Raw genomic sequence first — 18,813 nt, forward strand, 5'->3', positions numbered from 1 at the left:
GTCGGTGCAGCCGCCGACGGCGGGGAGGGGACGGGGTGGGGGTGGGCGCCCGCAGCGGCTGGCGCGTCCACGCCCCGAACCTCTCCAGCACGCACTCTCGCGCCAGACCGAGGACGACCACCCCCACCGCGGCCCCGCACCACCACCCCACCTGGGCGCTACATCAACCCCCACCGCACAGAACCCTGCGCCGCAGGCATCAGCCCTCAGCCCCCACCGGCGGTTACTCCACGTCCCCGCCGGACCGCGTCTTATCCGGGCCGTCCGGGCCATCCGAGCTGTCCGGGCCATCCGAGCCGCCCGAGCCGCCCGAGCCGCCCGCCGCCTCCAGGAGGCGAACCAGCTGCCGCCCCTCGATCCGCTTGAACTTCCGCTTCTGCGGCCGCGTCCGGTCCAGCACCGCCACTTCCAGCCGCTCCGCGGGAATCTCCCGCTCGCTGCCGTTCGTGTCCCGCGACAACGCCTGGACCGCCAGCTTCAGCGCCTCCGCCAGCGTCATCCCGTCCCGGTGCCGCTGGTCGAGGTACCCGCTGATCTGCTCCGCGTTGCCCCCCACCGCCACCGAGCCGTGCTCGTCCACAATCGACCCGTCGTGCGGCAGCCGGTAGATCTGGTCCTGCTCCGGGGTCTCCCCGACCTCGGCCACCACCAGCTCCACCTCGTACGGCTTCTCCCCCACGCTGGAGAAGATCGTGCCGAGCGTCTGCGCGTACACGTTCGCCAGACCGCGCGCGGTGACGTCACCGCGGTCATAGGTGTAACCCCGCAGGTCGGCGTAGCGCACGCCACCGATCCGCAGATTCTCGTACTCGTTGTACTTGCCGGCCGCGGCGAACCCGATCCGGTCGTAGATCTCGCTGAACTTGTGCAGCGCACGGGACGGGTTCTCACCGACGAACACGATCCCGTCGGCGTACTGCAGCACGACCAGGCTGCGGCCTCGGGCGATGCCCTTGCGGGCGTACTCCGCCCGGTCCGCCATCGCCTGCTGAGGTGAGACATAGAACGGCGTCGACACCGGTTACCCGTCCCTTTCTGTCGAAGTCACTGGACCACCCTGAAGGACCACCCTGAGCCCCAGATCTACAGCAACGAGGCCCTCGGGCCGTCCGGCTGCTCCAGCCTGCGCTCCAGCACGGACCGGGCGATGTCGGACGACTCGTCCTCGGAGAGCCGGCGGTAGCCGTCCTCGGTGTTCACGGTGACGATCGGATAGATCCGGCGCGCGACATCGGGACCACCGGTCGCCGAGTCGTCGTCTGCCGCGTCGTACAGCGCCTGCACCACCAGCGTGGTGGCCTCGGCCTCGCTCAGGTCCTCACGGAACAGCTTCTTCATCGCACCGCGCGCGAAGATCGACCCGGATCCGGTCGCGGCGAACCCGTGCTCCTCGGACCGCCCGCCGGTGACGTCGTAGGAGAAGATCCGGCCCTTCTCCCGGTCCACGTCGTACCCGGCGAACAGGGGCACCACGGCCAGGCCCTGCATGGCCATGCCCAGGTTCGAGCGGATCATCGTCGACAGCCGGTTGGCCTTGCCCTCCAGCGACAGCTGCGCGCCCTCGACCTTCTCGAAGTGCTCGAGCTCGAGCTGGAAGAGCTTGACCATCTCCACGGCGAGGCCCGCCGTGCCGGCGATGCCGACCGCCGAGTACTCGTCGGCCGGGAACACCTTTTCGATGTCCCGCTGCGCGATCACGTTCCCCATGGTGGCCCGCCGGTCACCGGCGAGGACCACACCGCCAGGGAAGGTGACGGACACGATGGTCGTGCCGTGCGGGGCCTCGATCACGCCCTGCACGGGCGGCAACGTCCTCCTGCCCGGCAGCAGCTCCGGCTGGTGCTCGGAGAGGAAGTCCATGAAGGAGGAGGAGCCCGGCGTCAGGAAGGCAGCCGGCAGACGCCCGGTGCCAGGAGTGTTGGCTTCCACGAAGTTCCTTCCAGGTAGGCAGCTGCCCGACGAACAGCGTCGGGATCATCTCCCAACTTGCCGATGGCCGAATTGCAGTTGAAGCACATTACGCCACGGACCCTACCCGCCCCACAGCAATGATCCACATTTCCGACAACAGCTTCTGGAAGAGCCGTCGGCGCCACCACCCGGAGCCGAGCGAACGCAATCCGTGGCCGGCCACAGGACCGGCCACGGACAGCGCCCCCTCCTTACCGCTTACCGCAGTGACTGCCGAACCGGCGAAGCCGGTGAGGCTACTCGCCGCCCTTCTGCACGAAGGACCGCACGAAGTCCTCGGCATTGGCCTCGAGCACGTCGTCGATCTCGTCCAGGACGTCGTCCACGTCGTCGTTGAGCTTCTCGTGACGCTCCTTGAGGTCTTCCGAAGCCTGCGCCTCTGCCGCCTGCTCCTCGACCTCCTCGGTGGACCGCGTGGCCTTCTGCTGTCCGCCGCCGGTGTCCTTGGTCGCCATCACCCTCACCCCGCTCGGTTCGCCCGACACAGTTGCTCGGTCAAGATCAGACCCTACAAGCCGGGTCCGACAATGCCCCCGCAGTTGCTCCAACGTACGGGGACCACCTCGATGATTCCCGGACGGGCGGATTTCCACCCTGTCCGGCCGGTCGTACCGGGTACTCGCAGGTACCCGGTACGGGCGCGGCTCACCCGCTCAGCCGCCGGAAAGCACCCTGACCAGGTCTTCCGCCGTCCGGCAGCGGTCCAGGAGCGCCTTGACGTGATTACGCGTCCCGCGAAGCGGTTCGAGGGTTGGGACCCGCTGGAGCGAGTCCCGGCCCGGCAGATCGAAGATCACCGAGTCCCAGGAAGCCGCTGCGACGTCGTCCGCGTACTGCTCCAGGCACCGCCCGCGGAAGTAGGCGCGGGTGTCCTCCGGAGGCTGCGTACGGGCGCGCTCGACCTCGGCCTCGTCGAGCAGCCGCTTCATCCGTCCGCGGGCCACCAGACGGTTGTACAGGCCCTTCTCGGGGCGTACGTCGGCGTACTGCAGGTCGACCAGGTGCAGCCGGGCCGCGTCCCAGTCGAGGCCGTCACGGCGCCGGTAGCCCTCCATCAGCTCCCGCTTGGCGACCCAGTCCAGCTCGCCGGCGAGGCTCATCGGGTCGTTCTCCAGCCGCGTGAGCGTGTCCTCCCAGCGGGCGAGCACGTCCTTGGTCTGCTCGTCGGCGTCGGCCCCGAAGCGCTCCTCGACGTACTTGCGGCCGAGCTCGTAGTACTCCATCTGGAGCTGCACGGCGGTCAGGGTCCGGCCGCTGCGGAGCGTGACGAGGTGCTTCAGGGAGGGGTCGTGCGACACCTGGTGCAGGGTCCGCACCGGCTGGTCGACGGCCAGGTCCACCGCGATGAACCCGTCCTCGATCATGGACAGCACCAGCGCCGTCGTGCCGAGCTTGAGATAGGTCGAGATCTCGGACAGGTTCGCGTCGCCGATGATCACGTGCAGCCGCCTGTACTTCTCGGCGTCCGCGTGCGGCTCGTCGCGCGTGTTGATGATGGGGCGCTTCAGCGTGGTCTCGAGGCCCACCTCGACCTCGAAGTAGTCCGCACGCTGGCTGATCTGGAAGCCGTGCTCGTGACCGTCCTGGCCGATGCCGACCCGGCCGGCGCCGGTGAAGACCTGCCGGGAGACGAAGAACGGCGTCAGATGGCGCACGATGTCCGAGAAGGGGGTCTCCCGCTTCATCAGGTAGTTCTCGTGCGTGCCGTAGGACGCGCCCTTGTTGTCGGTGTTGTTCTTGTACAGGTGGATCGGCTGGGCGCCCGGCAGCTGCGCGGCCCGCTCCGCCGCCTCCGCCATGATCCGCTCACCGGCCTTGTCCCACAGCACGGCGTCCCGCGGGTTGGTGACCTCGGGGGCGCTGTACTCCGGATGGGCGTGGTCGACGTAGAGCCGCGCGCCGTTGGTCAGGATGACGTTGGCCAGGCCGATGTCCTCGTCGGTGAGCTGGCTGGTGTCGGCGGCCTCGCGGGCGAGGTCGAACCCTCGCGCGTCCCGCAGCGGATTCTCCTCCTCGAAGTCCCAGCGGGCCCGGCGGGCCCGGTGCATCGCCGCCGCGTAGGCGTTCACGATCTGGGACGAGGTGAGCATGGCATTGGCGTTGGGGTGACCGGGGACGGAGATTCCGTACTCCGTCTCGATGCCCATTACTCGCCGTACGGTCATGCGGCCCTCCTTGCCCGGCGGCGTCCCCGGTCGGGGGCGCCGCAGTACCGCTGGCGCTCCGGTGCGTGTGCGGTGCCCGTCCCCGCACTGCGCGACTCGGCGGTACCGAAGAGCCTAGAACGCCTCTGTGCTGGTGGGGAGATCATTTGCGTCATTGCTGTGCTCCAGCCGTGGCACCGAAAAGCAGTCGGCTGCGGGTACCCGTGGTGGGCACCCGCAGCCGCCCTCGCTTTTACAGGTACTGACCGGTGTTCGCCACCGTGTCGATGGAGCGTCCGGTGTCCGCGCCCTGCTTTCCGGTGATGAGGGTGCGGATGTAAACAATCCGCTCGCCCTTCTTTCCGGAGATCCGGGCCCAGTCGTCCGGGTTGGTGGTGTTGGGCAGGTCCTCGTTCTCCTTGAACTCGTCCACGCAGGCCTGGAGGAGGTGGGAGACGCGGAGACCCTTCTGGTTCTTCTCCAGGAAGTCCTTGATCGCCATCTTCTTGGCGCGGCCCACGATGTTCTCGATCATGGCGCCGGAATTGAAGTCCTTGAAGTACAGGACTTCCTTGTCGCCGTTGGCGTAGGTGACTTCCAGGAAGCGGTTCTCCTCCGATTCCGCGTACATCTGTTCCACGGCGGTCTGGATCATGCTCTGGACCGTCATGGCCTTGTCGCTGCCGTGCTCGGCGAGGTCGTCGGCGTGCAGCGGGAGGCGCTCGGTGAGGTACTTGCCGAAGATGTCCTTGGCCGCCTCGGCGTCCGGACGCTCGATCTTGATCTTCACGTCCAGCCGGCCGGGGCGCAGGATGGCCGGGTCGATCATGTCCTCACGGTTGGAGGCGCCGATCACGACCACGTTCTGCAGGCCCTCCACGCCGTCGATCTCGGCGAGCAGCTGCGGGACGATGGTGTTCTCCACGTCCGAGCTGACGCCGGAGCCGCGGGTGCGGAAGAGGGACTCCATCTCGTCGAAGAAGACGATGACGGGCGTGCCCTCGCTGGCCTTCTCCCGGGCCCGCTGGAAGACCAGGCGGATCTGCCGCTCGGTCTCACCGACGTACTTGTTCAGCAGCTCGGGGCCCTTGATGTTGAGGAAGAAGCTCTTGCCGGCGGCGACACCGGTGACCTCGGCGACCTTCTTGGCCAGCGAGTTCGCCACGGCCTTGGCGATGAGCGTCTTTCCGCAGCCGGGGGGCCCGTAGAGCAGCACGCCCTTCGGCGGCCGCAGCTCGTGCTCCTTGAACAGGTCCGGGTAGAGGTACGGCAGCTCGACCGCGTCGCGGATGGCCTCGATCTGGTTGCCGAGGCCGCCGATCTGCTCGTAGCCGATGTCGGGGACTTCCTCGAGGACGAGCTCCTCGACCTCGCTCTTGGGTACGACCTCGTAGACGTATCCGGAGCGGGGCTCCAGGAGCAGGGCGTCACCGGCGCGGATGGTGACGTCCAGCAGCGGCTCGGCGAGCCGCACCACCCGTTCCTCGTCGGTGTGACCCAGGACAAGGGCCCGCTCGCCGTCCTCGAGGATCTCCTTGAGGGTGACGATCTCGCCCACGCGCTCGAACTCCATGGCCTCGACCACGTTGAGCGCTTCGTTGAGCATCACTTCCTGGCCGCGCCGGAGCTCCTCCAGCTCGACGTTCGGGCTCACGTTCACCCGCAGCTTGCGGCCGCCGGTGAAGATGTCGGCCGTGCCGTCCTCGTTCGCCACGAGGAACACGCCGAAGCCGGCCGGGGGCTGCGCGAGCCGGTCGACCTCCTCCTTGAGGGCCACGATCTGGTCGCGGGCCTCACGGAGGGTGCTCGCCAGCCGTTCGTTCTGGGCGGACACGCCGGCCAGGTTGGTCTGCAGCTCGACGATCCGCTCTTCGAGAATTCTCGTGTGCCGCGGAGAGTCGGCGAGCTTGCGTCGCAGGACGGCGATCTCCTGCTCAAGGTAGGCGATCTGCCCGGCCGGGTCGTCGGACCCGCGTCCCGGGCGGATGCCGCGGTTCATGTCGTCGTCGTGGGCTGCCACGGTCCTCACCTCCTCCAAGGGGAGCTGGACGCTTCCAGACCCTACCTGGGCGGGTGTCGATTGAAACCCCTAGATCACAAAGACGGTCGGGGTGTGTCCGATCTTCACCCTTGCGCTCTCCCTCACGCCAGGGGAATACCCAACGAGAATGATCGGAACCCAGTCGGCGTTAGGGTCGACGTGTTCAACACCCGTCAGAGCTGGCCGGATTCCCGCTCGGCTCGGCGAACCCAACGGCAGGAGAGACGATCGTGCAGCAGGAGGCCCCAACCGGCGCCGAGGCCCTGGAGGTCTGGATCGACCAGGATCTGTGTACCGGCGACGGCATCTGCGCCCAGTACGCGCCCGAGGTGTTCGAGCTGGACATCGACGGCCTGGCGTACGTGAAGAACGCGCAGGACGAGCTGCTCCAGGACAAGGGCGCGGCAACGCCCGTCCCGCTGCCTCTCCTCACGGACGTCGTCGACTCCGCGAAGGAGTGCCCCGGCGAGTGCATCCACGTCCGGCGCGTTTCGGACAGCGTCGAGGTGTACGGGCCCGACGCGGGGTGACCGCCGTCGCACGGCGGGTCACGCCTGTCTGACTCCTCTCACGCCCAGGCGCGCGTGGTCGCCGCGCGCCCGCGTGTGGGTCACACGCTCCGCGCGTCGGACGGCGTGGACCGGACGAACGCGCCGTTCTCCCAGTGCCACTTCACCGTCTCGCGCACGTCGGGGCAGCAACGGGGCACGTCGGAGGACGAGTAGCCGAGCAGCGTGGCGACGACGTCCCCGCCGCGTACGGAGAAGTCCTCGACGTTGGTGCGGTCCTCGGGGTCGACGAGCGTGGCCACCACGCGCGGCTCCGCTCCGGCGGTCCGCGTGAGCACGTAGACGCCGTCGGGCGGGGTGCCCATCGGGGCGTCGCAGTGGACCGCGGCGACCGTCTCGGGGCGGCCGTCGCCGTCGAGGTCGCCGGACGCGTGCTTCTTCACCACCAGCTTCACGGGACCGCAGTCGAGCGGGAACTCCACGTCGGCCGGGTCCGGCGGCAGCGCCTGCGCCGGTGCGTTCTTCGTGTGCGGGGCGCCCGGCGCGGCGGCGGTCGCGTGGTCGGGCTGCAGGACGGAGGAGAGCGCCACGACACCGGCGACGGCCGTGGCGGTCGCGACCCAGTGGATGGGCCGGGCGTGCGTGTGGGCGAGCTCCGGAACGGCGGAAGGCTGCACGAGGAGTGTCTCCTGTGAGGGCTGTGCCGGTGGGGGTGGCCAGCATCGTGCCACACGTCACAGGACGGAGGGAACGGCGGGGTCCGCAGTCGTCACGCGGAGGTGCCGTGGGGGTCCGGTTCGGGTCAGGACGGCAACGCGTCGGCGCCGTGGCCCAGTTCCCGTCGGGAAGGGGGAACTGGGCCACGGCGCCGGAGCGTTGCAGGGATGCGAACCGCGTCAGCGGCCGGTGCCTCCGTCGGCGTTGGGGCCGGAGTAGTCCTCGCCGTAGGCGCCCTTGGCCGGGCGGCGCCGGCGCATGGGCGGCTCGACGCCGTCGGCGAGCCTGCGGGCGGTGAGCAGGAACCCGGTGTGGCCGATCATCCGGTGGTCGGGGCGGACGGCCAGGCCCTCGATGTGCCAGTTGCGGATCATCGTCTCCCAGGCGGTCGGCTCGTTGAAGCAGCCGATCTCCCGGATGGACTCGACGGTCCGGGCGAGCTGGGTGGTGGTGGCCACGTAGCAGCAGAGGATGCCGCCGGGGACGAGCGCCTTGGAGACGGCCTCCAGGCACTCCCAGGGGGCGAGCATGTCGAGGATGACGCGGTCGACGTCCGTGTCGGACAGGTTGTCCTGGAGGTCGCCCACGGTGAGCTGCCAGGCGGGGTGCGGGCCGCCGAAGTAGCGCTCCACGTTCTGGCGGGCGATGTCGGCGAAGTCCTCGCGGCGCTCGTAGGAGTGCAGCATGCCCTGGTCGCCGATGGCGCGCAGCAGGAAGCTGCTGAGCGAGCCGGAGCCCACGCCGGCCTCGACGACGCGCGCGCCGGGGAAGATGTCGGCGAAGGCGAGGATCTGCCCCGCGTCCTTCGGGTAGACGACGGCTGCCCCTCGGGGCATGGACAGGACGTAGTCGGGGAGCAGGGGGCGCAGCGCGAGATAGGCGACGTTCCCGGTGGTGCGGACAACGCTGCCCTCGGGAGCGCCGATCAGTTCGTCGTGGGGGAAGGAACCCTTGTGGGTGTGGAAGTTCTTCCCGGCCTCGAGCGTGAACGTGTAGTGGCGGCCCTTGGGGTCGGTCAGCTGTACCTGGTCCCCGACCTTGAAGGGCCCGCGCCTGCGGGCGGCACCGGTCGGTTCGGACATGTGACCAGCGTACCGGTCCCCGGAGGGCCCGCCGACCACGGACGGCGGCGGGGGCGGCGGGTCAGGAGGGGCGCGCCATGGCCTTGACGAAGGCGCGCTCCACGTCGGCGGCGGACAGCACGCCGTAGATCTCTCCGGTCTCCTCGACCACCAGGTACTCGGTGGCGGGCGTCGAGCGCAGTGCGTCCAGCAGCTCCTCCCCGGCCAGTTCCGCGGAGACGCGCATGCCCTCGGTGATGTCCTGGGCGAGGGTGCCGACCGCCACCCAGGGGCGCCGGTGCTCGGGCACGCCGACGATCGCGGCCTCGCGGACCAGGGAGAACGGCATGCCCTCGGCGTCGACGACGACCAGCGCGCGGGCGCCGGCCGCGTTGGCCCGGCGCAGCGCCTCGGAGAGCGGGGTGTCGCTCTCCACGGGGACCGCGCGGCGCGTGAGGGTGCGGGCGCGCAGCTCGGGCAGGTGCTCGCGCAGTCGGGCCATCCGCAGGCTGTTCCCGGCGCCGGTCCAGATGATCGCGGCGAGAATGGCGGCGAGCAGGGCGTCCAGGACGGTGTCCATGCCGACGTTGTCCACGGCGTCGGAGCCGAGCGCCCCGGACTGGGTGAGCAGCGGCAGCCCGATCAGCACGCAGACGGCGAGGGCGCGGCCCACCCAGGCCGCGGCGACGGTGCCGGTCATGGGCTTGCCGGTGATGGCCCAGACGACCGCGCGGAGCATCCGGCCGCCGTCCAGCGGCAGGCCGGGCAGCAGGTTGAAGACGGCCACGATGAGGTTGGACACCATCAAGCCGGCCAGCAGCACGCCGGGCACGCTGCTCGGGTCGACGGCGAGCAGGCCGAGGTAGAACAGCCCGGCGAGCACCAGGGAGAGCAGCGGGCCGACAAACGCCAGCACGAATTCTCTGCCGGGTGTCTCGGCCTCCTTCTCGATCTCGGAGACGCCGCCGAAGAACTGGAGCTGGATGCGGCGCACCGGGAGCTTGAAGCGGAGGGCGGCAAGGGTGTGCGCCAGCTCGTGCACCAGCACGGAGGCGTAGAAGGCCACCGCGAAGAACAGGGAGACCAGGTAGCTGGCCGCGCCCAGCTCGGGCAGGACGCGGTCGATCTGGCCGCCGAACACCCAGGTGATGAGGATGGCGACGAGGAACCAGCTGGGCGCGACGTACACGGGCACGCCGAACGGGCGGCCCATCAGCAGTCCGCCGCGCTTGCGCTCCTCGGGGCGCTGCGGGGGCTGTCCCTTGCCGCCGCCGCTGCCGGAGTGGGCGAACGGGTGGTCGGGGTGCTCGGGCCGCTCGGCGGGGGCGTGGGAGGGGCGGTGTGCCGGAGGTTCCGTGTGCGCGGGGGTGCGGTGCCGGTCGTGGCCGGGCGCGGGGGCCTCGTGGTCCGGTTCGGCGCCGGTGTCCTGCGGCGTCCCGCCCTCGGGCGCCGGGGCGCCGGGGTCGGGCGTGGGGCCCTCGGGCCGGGCGTCCGTCGCGTCGGCGGGCGTCGGGGTGGAGGGAGTCGCAGGGGCGTCGCCGGTGCCGCCGGGGGGCTGGGCCTCGGGCCCGGTGTGCTCGGCCGACTCGTCGTTGCCGGGCCGCGGCTGTCCGCGCCCGCCGCTTACGTCCACCGGTGTCCCCTCGTTCGCTGCGTCTCCCGCGCCTGCCGGACGGGAGGGTCCTGGGTCGATGGTATGCGCCGTCCGCCGCCTCTTCCGCCCCGCACCCCTCTCTCCACCCCCCTCGTTCCCCTTCCTCCCCACGCTCCCCCGTGGCGCACTCCCCGCCCTCGTACCCCGGAGGTCGTCCACAGGGTCGCCGCGATGTCGGCGGCGGGCCGTAAGGTCTGTGGTCATGGAGACGAGCACCGAGGGCGCGACGCGGCCCGACATCAGCCCGGCCGGGCCCGGCGAGGCAGCGGACACGGTCGTGGTGGCCGGTCCCCCGGCCGCGCCGCCCGCCTCGCTGTCGCCGTCCCGTGCGAGTGACTTCATGCAGTGCCCGCTGCTGTACCGGTTCCGGGTGATCGACCGGCTGCCGGAGAAGCCGAGCGAGGCGGCGACCCGGGGCACGCTGGTGCACGCGGTGCTGGAGCGGCTGTTCGACGCCCCGGCCGGCGACCGCACCGTGCCGCGCGCGAAGTCGCTGATCCCCGGCCAGTGGGACCGGCTGCGCGAGAGCAGACCGGAGGTCGCGGAGCTGTTCGCGGACGACCCGGAGGGCGAGCGGCTGGCGCGCTGGCTGACGGAGGCGGAGGCACTGGTCGAGCGGTGGTTCACGCTGGAGGACCCGAGCCGGCTGGAGCCCGCGGAGCGGGAGCTGTTCGTGGAGGCGGAGCTGGACTCCGGGCTGCGGCTGCGCGGCATCATCGACCGGGTGGACGTGGCGCCCACGGGCGAGGTGCGGATCGTCGACTACAAGACGGGCAAGGCGCCCCGCCCGGAGTACGCGGAGGGCGCGCTGTTCCAGATGAAGTTCTACGCCCTGGTCGTGTGGCGCCTGAAGAAGGTGGTCCCGCGCCGCCTCCAGCTGGTGTACCTGGGCAGCGGGGACGTGCTGACGTACGACCCGGTGCTCGCGGATCTGGAGCGGGTGGAGAGCAAGCTGCTCGCGCTGTGGGAGGCGATCCGGCGGGCGACCGAGACGGGCGACTGGCGGCCCCGGCCGACGAAGCTGTGCGGCTGGTGCGACCACCAGGCGCACTGCCCGGAGTTCGGCGGCACTCCCCCGCCCTACCCGCTGCCCTTGAGGGCGCCTGAGTCCGGCGGGGTCGAGCAGGGCAGAATGGGGCCGGACTAGCGAAGGAGACTTACGTGGCCATCCGCGTCCTACTGGTCGACGACCAGCCGCTGCTGCGCACCGGATTCCGGATGATCCTGGAGGCCGAACAGGACCTCGCGGTCGTCGGCGAGGCCGGTGACGGACTCCAGGCCCTGGACCAGGTGCGGGCGCTGCAGCCCGACGTGGTGCTCATGGACATCCGCATGCCGCGGATGGACGGGGTGGAGGCCACCCGCCAGATCACCGGCCCGGAGCGGAACGGCCCGGCGAAGGTGCTGGTGCTGACGACGTTCGATCTCGACGAGTACGTGGTGGAGGCGTTGAAGGCGGGGGCCAGCGGCTTCCTGCTGAAGGACGCCCCGGCCGACGAGCTGGTGCAGGCGATCCGGGTGGTGGCCGCCGGTGAGGCGATGCTCGCGCCCAGCATCACCCGCCGCCTGCTCGACAAGTACGCCACGCATCTGCCGTCCGGCGAGGAGCCGGTGCCGGACACGCTGCACACGCTGACCGACCGCGAGGTCGAGGTGCTGAAGCTGGTCGCGCGCGGGCTGTCCAACGCGGAGATCGCCGCCGACCTGTTCGTCAGCGAGACCACAGTGAAGACGCACGTCGGCCATGTGCTGACCAAGCTGGGCCTGCGCGACCGTGTGCAGGCCGCGGTGTACGCGTACGAGAGCGGGCTGGTGCGCCCCGGAGCGCAGTAGCGCGTACGTTCCCGCACACACGAATGTGGGGGCGCCCTCCCGGCGGGAGGGCGCCCCCACATTCGTGTGTGCGGCGGGTCAGCTGCTCTTGCTCACACGCCCCCGTCCTCGGAGCCGCAGCCGGTCAGCGGGCCGGAGGCCGGCACGGCCACGAGGGGCAGTACCGGCCACCGGGTGCGCAGGTTCACGTGCGATGCCTCGTCGTTTCCCTGGGTCCGGACCTGACCACCGGACCGCGGCGTACACGTGCGTCAGCCGCTGACGCCGCGTCCGAGCTCCCACAGCTGGAGCGTGGAGGAGGAGTTGAGCGCGTAGGCGGTGCCGGTGATGTCGTCGCGGGCGGCGAGGTACTGCTTGCCCTGCCACAGCGGCAGCACGGGGACGTCGTCGGCGACGATGTCCTGGATCTCCTCGAACGTCTTCGAGGCGTTCAGACGGTCGGCCTGGCGGCGCGACTGGGGGATCAGATCCTTGCGGACGTCGTTGTTGACGTAAGGCGAGTTGAGGAAGTTGTCCTCGTCGAGGAACGGCGCGACGAAGGCGTCGGCGTCCGGGTAGTCCGGGAACCAGCCCATGCCGTAGACGTCGTACTTGCCCTTCTGGCCGGCCGGGCGGAACTTGTCCCAGGAGGTGCCCTCGATGTCCGTCCGGAACAGGCCGCTGTCGTTGAGCTGCTTGCTGAGCTGCTCGAACTCGGCCTTGGTGGCGGGACCGTAGTGGTCGGTCGTGTAGTGCAGCGTGAGCTTCACCGGGGTGTCGACGCCGGCGTCCTCGAGCAGCTCGCGCGCCTTGGCCACGTTCGGGTCGCCGTACTTGTTGAAGAACGCGTTGGAGTGGCCGGTGACGCCGGCGGGCACGAGCGAGAACAGCGGCTCGGCCTGGCTGCCGTAGACCTTGCCGACGAGCTCGTCGCGGTTGATCACCTGGGCCATCGCCTGGCGGACGGCCTTGTCCTTCACCGACTCGGCCTTGGTGTTGAAGGCCAGGTAGCGGATCTCCAGACCGGGGGACTCCACCAGCTCGATGTCGCCGTCGGTGGCGTTGGCCAGCTGCTGGATCTGCTCCGGCGACATGCTGCGGGTCATGACGTCGATCTTGCCGTCCTCCAGGGCATCGCCCATGGAGTCGGCGCTGTCGTAGGCGACCAGCTCGACCTTGTCGTTGTTGGCCTGCAGCGCGCCCTTGTACGAGGGGTTCTTGGTGAAGGTGGCGCGGACCAGGGCGCCGTCCTCGACCTCGGACTCCATCGTGTAGGGGCCGGAGCCGTCGATGTCGAAGCCCTCGCGCAGCTTGCCCTGGGCGTAGTCGTCCTTGTTGACGATGCCCGCGACCGGGGTGGACAGCTTGTACGGGAAGGTCGCGTCGGCCGCCTTGAGGTGGAAGATCACCTCGCGGTCGCCCTGCGTCTCGATGGTGTCGATGGTGGACAGCAGGGCGAAGACACCGCTGTCACCTTCGAGGGAGATGGCGCGGTCGATGGAGTACTTCACGTCCTGCGCGGTGATGGGGTCTCCGTTGGAGAACTGGAGGCCGTCGCGCAGGGTGCAGGTGTAGCGCTCGTTGCCGGCGTCGGTGAAGCCGCAGGACTCGGCCGCCTCGGGCACGGGCTCGCCGTCGCCGCGGGGCTGGACCATGAGGGTCTGGACGGTCTGCCGCAGGATGTTCCAGGTGCCGACGTCGTAGGCCCAGGCGGGGTCGAGGGGGGCGAGCCCCTCCTCCTCCGAGGCGGTGAACCGGTCCGTGGTGCCCACGACGATCGCATCGCCGTCACCGCTGCCGCTCTCGGTGTCACCACAGGCGGCGAGCACCGGCGCGAGCAGGCCCATCGCGGCCGCCAGCACCAAAGTCTTGCGGTTCATGCTCGAGTTTCTCCAGGACGTCGTCGTCTCCGCGCCGTCCGCGCGTGCAGGGGTCGGCACGGCGGCGAGCAAGGAGGGGTGTGGTTCTCGCGACGACATTAGTCCGCGTCCGCAGGAGGGTTCACAGCCCCCGGAGTTGGGGCCTCATCACGCAGCGGAACCAGGTGTGAACGGACCGACAGGGATGACCGGGGAAGGATTGGTGCAGCTTCTCATCAATCAGGACACATGGGCGCGCCGGTGATCTCCCCAATAGGGCGGGATGCACACCCGGACATCGTTGTCGATCCGTGTGGATGTGGCAAAAGTCACGTGTGAAAACAGGCTCGGTGGCAGTGCGTATTCGGTCACCGGCGGCCGGAAACGCATGCGGACGGCTCGGACGGAACGGCCCCTGGACGGAGCGCCGCGCATGCCGGTTCCGACGGCGGTGCACACCGCGTGAGCGGTCAGCGCAGGTCCGTCATCAGACCGCGCAGGAACGGCAGGTCCACGGCGGCCAGCGACGGGACGACCGTGCGCCGGGCGGCCGGGGTGATCGGACCCACGGAGGGCACCGCGACGACCTGGCAGCCGGCGGCCTCGGCGGCGGTGACGCCGGTGACCGTGTCCTCGACGACCGCGCAGCGCACCGGGTCGGCGCCGAGTCCGGCGGCCGCCGCGAGGTAGGGGTCGGGGTGCGGCTTGGTGCGCGGCACCTCGTCACCGGCGACCGACAGGGCGAAGTACTCGGCTCCCAGGACGGGCAGCACCCGGTCGATGATGCGCCGGTGGGAGGCGGAGACGAGCGCCGTCGGGATCTCGTGCTCGGCCAGTTCGTCGAGCAGGCGCGCGGCGCCCGGCATCAGCGGCAGGGCGTGGTCGATGCGGCTCTCGAAGGCGTCGTTGAGCCGGACCGTGAGCTCGTCGAGGCCGATGTCGGCCCCGGTCGCCTCGATCAGGAAGCCCGCGCTCCGGGTCATGGGGCCGCCGACCACGACGTGGCGCCAGGCGTCGTCGAGGGTGTGCCCGAGGGACGCGAAGACCTCGGTCTCGACGTCCCACCAGAAGCCCTCGGTGTCCACCAGGGTGCCGTCCATGTCGAGGAGCACGGCCTGGAGGGCCGAGCCTTCGGCCGTAAGTGTTCCGAGCGCGGGGACCGTACTGGTCATCCACATACCTCCTAAAGGGACGATCAGGCCGGTTCCCACAAAGGGAACCGGCCTGCGGTGGACCGACCAGTGTACGTCGTGCGCGCCGGAAGTGCCTGGTGCGGCCTCCGGGGCGGCGGCCGCACGGGCCCGGCGGGCGTCGCCGGACCGGCTCAGCGGGCGTTGAAGTACTTCGCCTCCGGGTGGTGGATCACGATGGCGTCGGTGGACTGCTCGGGGTGGAGCTGGAACTCCTCGGAGAGCTGCACGCCGATGCGTCCCGGCTCCAGCAGGTCCGCGATCTTCGCGCGGTCCTCCAGGTCGGGGCACGCGCCGTAGCCGAGGGAGAAGCGGGCTCCCCGGTACTTCAGGGCGAACATGTCCTCCATGGCGTCCGGGTCCTCGCCCGCGAAGCCGAGCTCGGAGCGGACGCGGGCGTGCCAGTACTCGGCGAGGGCCTCGGCGAGCTGGACGGACAGGCCGTGCAGCTCGAGGTACTCGCGGTAGGCGTTGGCCTCGAACAGCCGGGCGGTCTCCTCCCCGATGCGGGAGCCGACGGTGACGACCTGGAACCCGACGACGTCCTTCTCGCCGGACTCCTCCGGGCGGAAGAAGTCGGCCAGGCACAGACGGCGGCCGCGGCGCTGGCGCGGGAAGGTGAAACGGGTGCGCTCGTTGCCCTCCCCGTCCAGGACGATCAGGTCGTCGTCCTTGGAGACGCACGGGAAGTAGCCGTACACCACGGCCGCCTCCAGCAGGTTCTCCGTCTGGAGCCGGTCCAGCAGACCGCGCAGCCGCGGCCGGCCCTCGGTCTCCACCAGCTCCTCGTAGGTGGGGCCGTCGCCGGTGCGGGCCTGCTTCAGGCCCCACTGGCCCTTGAACAGCGCGCCCTCGTCCAGCCAGGACGCGTACTCCTTGAGCTGGATGCCCTTGACGACGCGGGTGCCCCAGAACGGCGGCTGCGGGACAGGGTTGTCGGTGGCGACGTCGGAGCGGACGCTTCCCTCCTCGGGACGCTCCTCGACCTCCACGGTCGCCGCGCGCACCCGCCGCTGCTTCAGCTCCGGCAGCTTCGCACCCGGCACGCCCCGCTTGATCCCGATCAGGGCGTCCATCAGACGCAGGCCCTCGAAGGCGTCGCGGGCGTAGCGGACCTCACCCTGGTAGATCTCGTGCAGGTCCTGCTCCACGTAGGCGCGGGTGAGGGCCGCGCCGCCCAGGATGACCGGGTAGTCCGCGGCCAGACCCCGCTGGTTGAGCTCCTCCAGGTTCTCCTTCATGATCACCGTGGACTTCACCAGCAGACCCGACATGCCGATCACATCGGCCCGGTGCTCGTCCGCGGCCTCCAGGATCGCCGACACCGGCTGCTTGATACCGAGGTTGACCACGTTGTAGCCGTTGTTCGACAGGATGATGTCGACCAGGTTCTTGCCGATGTCGTGCACGTCCCCGCGCACCGTGGCCAGCACGATCGTGCCCTTGCCCGCCTCGTCGGTCTTCTCCATGTGCGGCTCCAGATGAGCCACCGCGCCCTTCATCACCTCGGCGGACTGCAGCACGAACGGCAGCTGCATCTGCCCCGACCCGAACAGCTCACCAACGACCTTCATGCCGTCCAGCAGCGTGTCGTTGACGATGTCCAGCGCCCTACGCGACTCCAGCGCCTCGTCCAGGTCGGCCTCCAGGCCGTTACGCTCACCGTCGATGATCCGGCGCTTGAGCCGCTCGTCCAGCGGCAGCGCCGCCAGCTCCTCGGCCTTGCCCGCCTTCAGCGACTTCGCCGTGGCACCCTCGAACAGCTGCATCAGCTTCTGCAGCGGGTCGTAGCCCTCCGAGCGCCGGTCGTAGATCAGATCGAGAGCGGTCGTCACCTCCTCCTCGCTGAACCGGGCGATCGGAAGGATCTTCGACGCGTGCACGATCGCCGAGTCCAGGCCCGCCTTGACGCACTCGTCCAGGAACACACTGTTGAGCAGGATGCGCGCGGCCGGGTTCAGGCCGAAGGAGATGTTCGACAACCCCAGCGTGGTCTGCACGTCCGGATGGCGGCGCTTCAGCTCACGGATGCCCTCGATCGTGGCGATGCCGTCCTTGCGGGACTCCTCCTGACCCGTGCAGATCGTGAACGTCAGACAGTCCACGAGGATGTCCTCCTCACGGATGCCCCAGTTCCCGGTCAGATCCTCGATCAGGCGTTCGGCGATCTCGACCTTCTTCTCCGCCGTGCGCGCCTGGCCCTCCTCGTCGATCGTCAGCGCGATCAGCGCCGCACCGTGCTCCCGAGCCAACTGCGTGACCTTCGCGAAGCGGGACTCCGGGCCGTCGCCGTCCTCGTAGTTCACCGAGTTGATCACCGCACGGCCGCCGAGCTTCTCCAGCCCGGCCCGGATCACGTCGACCTCGGTGGAGTCCAGCACCACCGGCAGCGTCGACGCGGTCGCGAAACGCCCCGCCAGCTCCCGCATGTCCGCCACGCCGTCCCGGCCCACGTAGTCGACGCACAGGTCCAGCAGGTGCGCGCCCTCGCGGATCTGCTCCCGCGCCATCTCCACGCAGTCGTCCCAGCGGCCCTCCAGCATCGCCTCACGGAACTTCTTCGACCCGTTGGCGTTCGTCCGCTCACCGATCGCCAGGTACGAGGTGTCCTGCCGGAACGGCACACTCTGGTACAACGACGCCGCACCCGGCTCCGGACGCGGGTCACGCTCCACCCGGGCCACCCCGCGCATGCGCTCCGCCAGCTGCCGCAGATGCTCCGGCGTGGTGCCGCAGCAGCCGCCCACCAGCGACAGTCCGTACTCCCGCACGAACGTCTCCTGCGCGTCCGCCAGCTCCGGCGCGGTCAGCGGGTAGTGGGCGCCGTCCTTGGTCAGTTCGGGCAGGCCCGCGTTCGGCATGCACGACAGCGGGACGCGGGAGTGGCGCGCCAGGTAGCGCAGGTGCTCGCTCATCTCGGCGGGGCCGGTCGCACAGTTCAGGCCGACCATGTCGATGCCCAGCGGCTCCAGCGCGGTCAGCGCCGCGCCGATCTCCGAGCCGAGCAGCATGGTGCCGGTGGTCTCCACCGTCACCGACACGATCAGGGGCACCTCGAGGCCGACGGCCTCCATGGCGCGGCGGGCGGCGATGACGGAGGCCTTGGTCTGCAGCAGGTCCTGCGTGGTCTCCACGAGCAGCGCGTCGGCGCCGCCGGCGAGCAGGCCCTCGGCATTCTGCTGGTAGGCGTCACGGATGGCGCCGAACGTGGTGTGGCCGAGGGTGGGCAGTTTGGTGCCCGGCCCCATGGAGCCCAGGACCCAGCGCGGCCGGCCGTCGCGGCCGGTGAACTCGTCGGCCGTCTCGCGGGCGATGCGCGCGCCCGCCTCGGACAGTTCGAGCACGCGCTCGGGGATGTCGTATTCGCCCAATGCGGTGAGGTTGGCGCCGAACGTGTTCGTCTCGACGCAGTCGACGCCCGCGCCGAAGTACTCCGCGTGGACCGAACGGACGATGTCGGGGCGGGTCAGGTTCAGGATCTCGTTGCAGCCCTCGAGGTTCTGGAAGTCCTCGAGGGTGGGGTCCTGGGCCTGGAGCATCGTGCCCATCGCTCCGTCGGCGACCACCACGCGGGTGGCCAGGGCCTCTCGGAGCGCGGACACACGGGTCCGGCTGTCGGCGGAAGGGGTCGGCGGCAACGAGGCCATGAAAAGGGCTCCCTCAGGTGCGACGGCTGTCGGCTTTGCGGCTGCCCGGAAAAGTCACCTGTTCGAGCTTCCCCGGCAGGGCGCACGCCGTCAGGGTATCCGGGACCGCCCCCTGGCGTCGGGGGCGTCCACGGGCCGGACGAAGATGGCCGACGGGCGACGGTCGGCGCGGGGGAGACGCGACCGATCATCACCGACCATTAGCGAA

14 protein-coding genes and 1 pseudogene are annotated in these 18,813 nt (G+C 70.2%); 3 read left to right on the top strand and 12 right to left on the bottom strand.

What is annotated here, in order from left to right; translation table 11 throughout:
- Positions 1-223: 223 nt before the first annotated feature.
- The 6 genes and pseudogenes from prcA to arc all read right to left on the bottom strand — a co-directional run bounded on the left by prcA (position 224) and on the right by arc (position 6,135).
- Positions 224-1,018, bottom strand: a complete 795-nt coding sequence (prcA, locus tag MTR79_RS23140) for a proteasome subunit alpha (protein WP_189366836.1) — start codon at positions 1,016-1,018, stop codon at positions 224-226.
- A gap of 65 nt (positions 1,019-1,083) precedes the next feature.
- Entirely contained in the window at positions 1,084-1,929 is an 846-nt protein-coding gene (gene prcB, locus MTR79_RS23145) for a proteasome subunit beta (RefSeq protein ID WP_244791900.1), read from the bottom strand.
- A pseudogene (locus MTR79_RS23150) lies at positions 1,881-2,060 on the bottom strand (endonuclease domain-containing protein); the annotation flags it as partial. The pseudogene MTR79_RS23150 and the gene prcB, both read right to left, overlap by 49 nt.
- A 147-nt stretch (positions 2,061-2,207) precedes the next feature.
- The gene (locus MTR79_RS23155; RefSeq protein ID WP_086699042.1) at positions 2,208-2,426 is read right to left on the bottom strand and encodes a ubiquitin-like protein Pup; all 219 of its coding nucleotides are present in this window, start codon (positions 2,424-2,426) and stop codon (positions 2,208-2,210) included.
- Positions 2,427-2,624: 198 nt separating this feature from the next.
- A complete protein-coding gene (gene dop, locus MTR79_RS23160) occupies positions 2,625-4,136 on the bottom strand; it encodes a depupylase/deamidase Dop (RefSeq protein ID WP_343233869.1) in 1,512 nt (503 codons plus the stop codon).
- Between the two features lie 232 nt (positions 4,137-4,368).
- A complete protein-coding gene (gene arc / locus MTR79_RS23165) occupies positions 4,369-6,135 on the bottom strand; it encodes a proteasome ATPase (RefSeq protein WP_086699041.1) in 1,767 nt (588 codons plus the stop codon).
- A gap of 251 nt (positions 6,136-6,386) precedes the next feature.
- On the opposite strand from arc, the gene MTR79_RS23170 reads away from it, so the two are divergent.
- The gene (locus MTR79_RS23170; protein WP_086699039.1) at positions 6,387-6,686 is read left to right on the top strand and encodes a ferredoxin; all 300 of its coding nucleotides are present in this window, start codon (positions 6,387-6,389) and stop codon (positions 6,684-6,686) included.
- Between the two features lie 80 nt (positions 6,687-6,766).
- Here MTR79_RS23170 and MTR79_RS23175 read toward each other — a convergent pair whose 3' ends face one another.
- The 3 genes from MTR79_RS23175 to MTR79_RS23185 form a co-directional block, all read right to left on the bottom strand.
- Positions 6,767-7,342: a hypothetical protein gene (locus MTR79_RS23175; RefSeq protein ID WP_189366837.1), complete on the bottom strand. Its 576-nt coding sequence runs from the start codon at positions 7,340-7,342 to the stop codon at positions 6,767-6,769.
- A gap of 219 nt (positions 7,343-7,561) precedes the next feature.
- Positions 7,562-8,464 (bottom strand): tRNA (adenine-N1)-methyltransferase, encoded by a 903-nt coding sequence (locus MTR79_RS23180; protein ID WP_019522703.1) that lies wholly within the window; start codon positions 8,462-8,464, stop codon positions 7,562-7,564.
- Positions 8,465-8,525: 61 nt separating this feature from the next.
- Complete coding sequence (locus tag MTR79_RS23185) at positions 8,526-10,076, bottom strand: site-2 protease family protein (protein WP_048460037.1); 1,551 nt, start codon at positions 10,074-10,076, stop codon at positions 8,526-8,528.
- Between the two features lie 223 nt (positions 10,077-10,299).
- Between MTR79_RS23185 and MTR79_RS23190 the strand changes: the two genes are divergently transcribed.
- Positions 10,300-11,244: a RecB family exonuclease gene (locus MTR79_RS23190; protein WP_048460038.1), complete on the top strand. Its 945-nt coding sequence runs from the start codon at positions 10,300-10,302 to the stop codon at positions 11,242-11,244.
- A gap of 14 nt (positions 11,245-11,258) precedes the next feature.
- The gene (locus tag MTR79_RS23195) at positions 11,259-11,930 is read left to right on the top strand and encodes a response regulator transcription factor (RefSeq protein WP_048460039.1); all 672 of its coding nucleotides are present in this window, start codon (positions 11,259-11,261) and stop codon (positions 11,928-11,930) included.
- Between the two features lie 251 nt (positions 11,931-12,181).
- Here MTR79_RS23195 and MTR79_RS23200 read toward each other — a convergent pair whose 3' ends face one another.
- From MTR79_RS23200 to metH, 3 genes are all read right to left on the bottom strand, one after another.
- Positions 12,182-13,789: an ABC transporter substrate-binding protein gene (locus MTR79_RS23200; RefSeq protein ID WP_086704659.1), complete on the bottom strand. Its 1,608-nt coding sequence runs from the start codon at positions 13,787-13,789 to the stop codon at positions 12,182-12,184.
- Between the two features lie 449 nt (positions 13,790-14,238).
- Positions 14,239-14,940, bottom strand: a complete 702-nt coding sequence (locus tag MTR79_RS23205; RefSeq protein WP_086704661.1) for an HAD family phosphatase — start codon at positions 14,938-14,940, stop codon at positions 14,239-14,241.
- 152 nt (positions 14,941-15,092) lie between these two features.
- Complete coding sequence (gene metH, locus MTR79_RS23210) at positions 15,093-18,605, bottom strand: methionine synthase (protein WP_244791901.1); 3,513 nt, start codon at positions 18,603-18,605, stop codon at positions 15,093-15,095.
- Positions 18,606-18,813 lie beyond the last annotated feature (208 nt).

It is taken from the genome of Streptomyces sp. BJ20, from assembly GCF_022869105.1.
In the GTDB taxonomy this organism is placed as follows: Bacteria; Actinomycetota; Actinomycetes; order Streptomycetales; family Streptomycetaceae; genus Streptomyces; species Streptomyces griseoincarnatus.

Coding starts and splice junctions, on each gene's coding strand:
- MTR79_RS23155 (WP_086699042.1), bottom strand. CDS start 2,426: ATGGCGACCAAGGACACCGGCGGCGGACAGCAGAAGGCCACGCGGTCC.
- dop (WP_343233869.1), bottom strand. CDS start 4,136: ATGACCGTACGGCGAGTAATGGGCATCGAGACGGAGTACGGAATCTCC.
- MTR79_RS23180 (WP_019522703.1), bottom strand. CDS start 8,464: ATGTCCGAACCGACCGGTGCCGCCCGCAGGCGCGGGCCCTTCAAGGTC.
- MTR79_RS23190 (WP_048460038.1), top strand. CDS start 10,300: ATGGAGACGAGCACCGAGGGCGCGACGCGGCCCGACATCAGCCCGGCC.
- MTR79_RS23200 (WP_086704659.1), bottom strand. CDS start 13,789: ATGAACCGCAAGACTTTGGTGCTGGCGGCCGCGATGGGCCTGCTCGCG.
- MTR79_RS23205 (WP_086704661.1), bottom strand. CDS start 14,940: ATGACCAGTACGGTCCCCGCGCTCGGAACACTTACGGCCGAAGGCTCG.
- metH (WP_244791901.1), bottom strand. CDS start 18,605: ATGGCCTCGTTGCCGCCGACCCCTTCCGCCGACAGCCGGACCCGTGTG.